This window comes from Bacillus sp. HY001 (assembly GCF_007558965.1).
GTDB classification, from domain to species: Bacteria; Bacillota; Bacilli; order Bacillales; family Bacillaceae_G; genus Bacillus_A; species Bacillus_A mobilis.
In genome coordinates this window covers 1-226 of sequence record NZ_VLTE01000201.1, presented here as the reverse complement: position 1 = coordinate 226, position 226 = coordinate 1, and the positions used below count along the sequence as shown (strand labels likewise).

Below are 226 nucleotides of genomic sequence, written 5' to 3'. Positions count from 1 at the left end.
GGCAATTCTTGTACTTCTGCTTCAGCAAGAATCGAGACAAAATATTTTCCACTTGGATTCCTTCTGACAGTAGCACTCAAAATTCGTCCTTCTATCTCACGACTTTTGACAAATTTGACAAGACCAAGTTTCGGTAACTTCAATTTATTATCTATAATCGCAATGTTTCCATTTGTATGTTTCGTTGTATAGGATTGGACTTTATTGTTTTTCGATTTAAACCGAG

1 pseudogene is annotated in these 226 nt (G+C 35.0%); it reads right to left on the bottom strand.

The annotated features are described in order from the left end of the window. Window positions 1–226: pseudogene (locus tag FOT98_RS30430) on the bottom strand (IS200/IS605 family element RNA-guided endonuclease TnpB); the annotation flags it as partial.